Source organism: Nakamurella sp. (assembly GCF_048594475.1).
Classification (GTDB): domain Bacteria; phylum Actinomycetota; class Actinomycetes; order Mycobacteriales; family Nakamurellaceae; genus Nakamurella.
On the sequence record NZ_JBMDXT010000125.1, the window covers coordinates 1 to 4,667 of the forward strand.

Genomic DNA, 4,667 nt, shown 5'->3' on the forward strand with positions numbered 1-4,667 from the left:
GACGCGCCCCGGACCCTGGCCGTCGAGCTGGCCCACGCCGCGCCGCGGTCGGCGCTGGAGCGGCTGATCCCGCGGAGCGTCCGGCCGGCCTGGTGGCGCTGAGCGACCGGTCGGCCTGGTCGCGCTGTGCGATCGGCCGGCGGCCGGGGTGGTCGACGGGCTGCGTGCGGGACGCGGTTCGGGCGGTCGAACCCCCGGGCACCGGCCCCGTCCGGGTCAGGCGGGTCGGGACAGCGGCGGCGCGAACCGGCGTGGGCCGGCACCCGTCGCGGCGCGCAGGACCGTGCCGATGCCAGTGCCGGTGCCGGTGCCGGTGCCGGTGCCGAGGAGCCTTCGGACATGACGACGCCGCGACCCCTGCGGGCCGCGGCGTCGTGGTGCTGGGTCTACTGGTTCGGCTCGTCGAAACGCCGCCGGAACCGTTCCTCCATGCGATTGCCGAGGGACGGGCCGGACTTGTCCGCGCTCTTGCTGTCCATGCCCTTCGCGGCCCGCGCACCGGGCTGGCCGAAGACGAAGAGGCCGACGGCGGCGACCATCGTCAGGAAGCCGAGAACACTGACGATCACGCCGACGGCGAGCAAGCTCTGGGTCGCAATCACGCCGACAACCAACGCGACGAGACCGGCAACGAACAGGCACCCCGCGACGATGGGGCGGCGACGCCGAATCCGACTCACATTCACACTTGTTGCGAACTTGGGGTCGTCTTCGTAGAGCGCGCGCTCGATCTCGTCAAGCATCCGCTGTTCGTGCTCGGAGAGCGGCATAGGTCCCTCCTCCGGCACCTGGCCACCGAAAAGTGTGGTCACATCCTACGGCCGCCAGCTGACGACCTGAGACCAGGATACGAGCCGCAGAGGCAGACCACTAGCGTGCTGCGCAATCTCCCACGCCAATCACCCTGATGTGACCAGAGTCACCCGGTTCGTCATCGGTGCGGTGTCGAACCGCGGCGGGTGATTGCGCCACGTCCGTCCGAAGCGGGCGCGCCGGTACCCCCGACGGTCCGCCCCGGCGGCCGGGAGGCGGCGGCCTCCCGGTCCGGCCCGCGGTCGAAGCCGGCCGCCGTCGACGGGGCCGCCGCGAGCGCGGCCAGGGTGACGGCGACGGCCGGTCGCGGCGCCGTCCCCGACCGGACGACGGCGGAGATGGACCGCCGCACCGCCGGTTCCAGGGCGGTGCTGCGGACCCGGTAGCGGGTCTCGACCGCGAGCGCCGGCAGCACCGTCACCGCCGCACCCGCCTCCACCTGCTGCAGCATCAGCCCGTGGCTGCGGTAGCGAGCCACCACCCGGGGTTCGAACCCGGACTGCCGGCACAGCCCGAGGACCAGCTCGGACAAATAGGTCCGGGGGGCGTCCAGCACCCACGGCGCGCCGGCCAGCGCGGCCAGGTCGGCCGGCGCGGGGGCCGGCTCGGCGACGACGGTGACCAGCCGGTCGGTGCCCAGCGGGACGGTGACGACCTGCGGACCTCGCGGGGGCGCCGCCCCGACGTCGGCGACCACGGCCAGATCGCACTCGCCGCGCAGCAACGCCGGCACCGATTCGTCGGGCTCGGCCTCGACGGTCACCGGCTCCAGGCCGGGATGGGACGCCGCCAGCCCGCTCAGCGCGGGGATCACGAATGCGGCCAGCGCGCTGGGAAACGCGGCCACCCGGACCGGCCCGACCGGCGCCTCGCCCCGGCCGGCGAGGTCCCGTTCGGCGATCTCGATGCGGTCGAGGATGTCCCGGGCATGGTCGACCAGCCGGAGTCCGGCCGGGGTGAGGCTGAGCCGCCGGCCGTGCCGATCCAGCAGGGCGGCACGCGCCTCCCGCTCGAGCACCGCGAGTTGCTGCGACACCGCCGACGGGCTCATCGACAGGTCGGCGGCGACCGCGCGCACGGTCCCCCGGTCGGCCAAGTGGGTCAGCAGCCGCAGCCGCCAGGGATCGAGGGACACCGGCCTATTGTGCGGCTTTTCCGCACAGCCAATCCGGAATTGTGCGATGGACGTGTCCAGGGCGGTCCTCGTACGGTGACGCCATGACGATGACCGCCGGCCGCCCGGCCTCCGATCCCGCCGCCGACCCCGACGCGGCGCGATCCGCCGAGCGCTTCTGGGCGGACGCGGACCGCCACCTGATCCGGTACGGCGGCGGGTTCAGCCCGGAGATCATCGCCCGGGCGCAGGGCAGCTGGTTGGTGACCGAGAGCGGCCGCCGGGTGCTCGATTTCACCTCCGGCCAGATGAGCGCCATCCTCGGGCACTCCCATCCGGAGATCGTCGCCACCGTGCAGCACGGCGTGGCGACCCTGGACCACCTGTTCAGCGGCATGCTTTCCCGGCCGGTGGTCGACCTGGCCCGCCGGCTGGCCGGCACCCTGCCCGATCCGTTGGAGAAGGTGCTGCTGCTGACCACGGGGGCGGAGTCGAACGAGGCCGCGCTGCGCATGGCCAAGCTGGTCACCGGCCGGTTCGAGACGGTCTCGTTCAGCGGGTCCTGGCACGGCATGACCGCGGGAGCGGCGGCCGCGACCTACAGTTCGGGCCGCTTCGGGTACGGGCCGGTCGCGCCGGGCAATTTCGCGATCCCGACCCCGCACGCCTACCGGCCCGACTTCGTGCTGCCCGACGGCTCGTTCGACTGGCGGCGCCAGCTCGACCATTCGTTCGCGCTGATCGACGCGCAGTCGGTGGGCAGCCTGGCCGCCTGCATCGTCGAGCCGATCCTCAGCTCGGCCGGCATCATCGACCCGCCGCCCGGCTACCTGGCCGCCCTGCAGGCCAAGTGCCGCGAGCGCGACATGCTGCTGATCCTGGACGAGGCGCAGACCGGTCTGTGCCGGACCGGCGACTGGTACGCCTTCGAACGCGACGGGGTCGTGCCCGACATCCTGACCCTGTCCAAGACCCTGGGCGCCGGGTTGCCGCTCGCCGCGATCGTGACGTCGGCGCAGATCGAGCAGACCGCCCGGGACCGCGGCTACCTGTTCTTCACCACCCACGTCTCCGACCCGCTCGTCGCCGCCGTCGGCAACACGGTGCTCGACGTGCTCGAGCGGGACCGGATGACCGAGGTCGTGGCGCAGCGCGGCGCCCAGCTGCGGGCCGGGCTGCTGGAGATCCAGCAGCGGCACGAGGTGGTCGGCGACGTCCGGGGCCGCGGGCTGCTGCAGGGCATCGAGCTGGTGCTGGACCGTCGCACCAAGGAAGGCTCGGACGCCCTCGGCGCCCAGGTCACGCAGCGGTGCCTGGACCTGGGCCTGCACATGAACGTCGTCCAGCTGCGCGGGATGGGCGGCACGTTCCGCATCGCCCCCCCGCTGACCAGCACCGCGCAGGAGATCGATCTGGGGCTGGAGATGCTGGATCAGGCCATCGGAGAGGTCGTCGCGACGTTCCCGGGGCTCGGCGGCCGCTGACCGCTCGGCGCGGGGCCCGGGGCTGCTCACGGCCCTGCGCTGATCGAACACCCGCCGAAACGGACCTTTCCGGCGCCGAAGTGGGACTTGGATCAGCGCACCCGGGTCGCGTCGGACGGATCAGACAGATCAGGCCGGGCGGCGGGCGACCACGTGCAGGTCGGCGGCGATGCGCAGCAATTCGGGGTGGACCGACGCCGCCGCCTCCAGCGCGGCCAGCTCGGCCTCGCCGCCGGGCGCGGCCTGCCGGGCGGCCCCGGAGACCAGCCCGGCGAGCACCCCGACCCCGGTCACCGACTGGACGGTCAGTCCGGCCGCCGTCAGCAGGGCGGTCACCGTGTCGACGTCCCACCGGCGGCGCAGCGGATCCGCCGGGCCGTTGCGTCCGTCGCCGTCCTGCAGCACCTGACGGGCCTGCTCGAACCGGCCGACCAGGGTCTGGCTGACGACCGCCCCGAGCCGGCCGGCGACCAGCACCGAGACGGCGCCGCCGGGCCGGACCGCGCCGACGACGCGGTCGAGCACCGTGGCCGGGTCGTCGACCTGCTCGAGCAGGTGGTGGCAGAGCACCAGGTCCGCCGACCCGGGGGCGACGACGGTATCCAGCCGGTCGGCGTCGGCCTGGATACCGGTGACCGCCGCGGCCACCCCGGCGTCCTCGGCCCGCCGGTGCAGGATCGCCAGCGCGTTCACCGACGAGTCGACGACGGTGACCGCGCAGCCCAGCAGGGCCAGCGGCACCGCGCGGGTCCCACTGCCCCCGCCGACGTCCACCACCTGCACCCGGGAGTCGGCCGGCGCGCCCGGACGGGCGGCCGCCGCGGCGAGCGCGGCGAGCGTCCGCTCGACCGGCTCGCCGGACATCGACCGGAGTTGCTCCACCATGCGCCTCCCGTTTCTGGTCCGGATCGCCTGGAAGCGTATCGGCGCGCGCGCCCGTTACCGGGGATGGGCACCCCGGGCCGGTACGGTTGGCCGGTGCTGGTTGCCAGTGTGCTGAGCCTCAAGGGTGGAGTCGGGAAGACCACGGTCACGCTGGGACTGGCCTCCGCGGCCGTGCACCGCGGCCTGGACACCCTGCTGGTCGATCTCGACCCCCAGATCAACGCGACCGCGACGGTCGCGCCCGACCTCGACGGTGCCGGGGACGGTCGACCCCGCCGGTCGGTCGCCGAGGTGCTCGACGACCCGTCGGCCAAGGTCATCGCCAAGGCGGTGCAACCGTCGGCCTGGGGCGCGCAGCTGCGGGTGCTGCC

At 74.0% G+C, this 4,667-nt stretch carries 5 protein-coding genes; 2 read left to right on the top strand and 3 right to left on the bottom strand.

The genetic code is table 11. The features are described 5' to 3' along the window. Positions 1–386: 386 nt before the first annotated feature. Positions 387–770, bottom strand: coding sequence for a DUF3040 domain-containing protein (locus ACOJUF_RS06485; protein WP_420121045.1), 384 nt, complete (start codon positions 768–770; stop codon positions 387–389). Between the two features lie 161 nt (positions 771–931). Further along, on the bottom strand, positions 932–1,948 hold the full coding sequence (locus tag ACOJUF_RS06490) for a LysR family transcriptional regulator (RefSeq protein WP_420121046.1): 1,017 nt from the start codon (positions 1,946–1,948) through the stop codon (positions 932–934). An 89-nt stretch (positions 1,949–2,037) separates the two neighbouring features. Here ACOJUF_RS06490 and ACOJUF_RS06495 point away from each other — a divergent pair, with 89 nt between their 5' ends. Then, positions 2,038–3,411: an aspartate aminotransferase family protein gene (locus tag ACOJUF_RS06495; RefSeq protein WP_420121049.1), complete on the top strand. Its 1,374-nt coding sequence runs from the start codon at positions 2,038–2,040 to the stop codon at positions 3,409–3,411. A gap of 129 nt (positions 3,412–3,540) precedes the next feature. On the opposite strand, the gene ACOJUF_RS06500 is transcribed toward ACOJUF_RS06495, so the two are convergent. Further along, complete coding sequence (locus ACOJUF_RS06500) at positions 3,541–4,296, bottom strand: class I SAM-dependent methyltransferase (RefSeq protein WP_420121047.1); 756 nt, start codon at positions 4,294–4,296, stop codon at positions 3,541–3,543. 93 nt (positions 4,297–4,389) lie between these two features. Between ACOJUF_RS06500 and ACOJUF_RS06505 the strand changes: the two genes are divergently transcribed. Further along, the coding region (locus ACOJUF_RS06505; RefSeq protein ID WP_420121048.1) for a ParA family protein at positions 4,390–4,667 on the top strand (278 nt) is incomplete at its 3' end.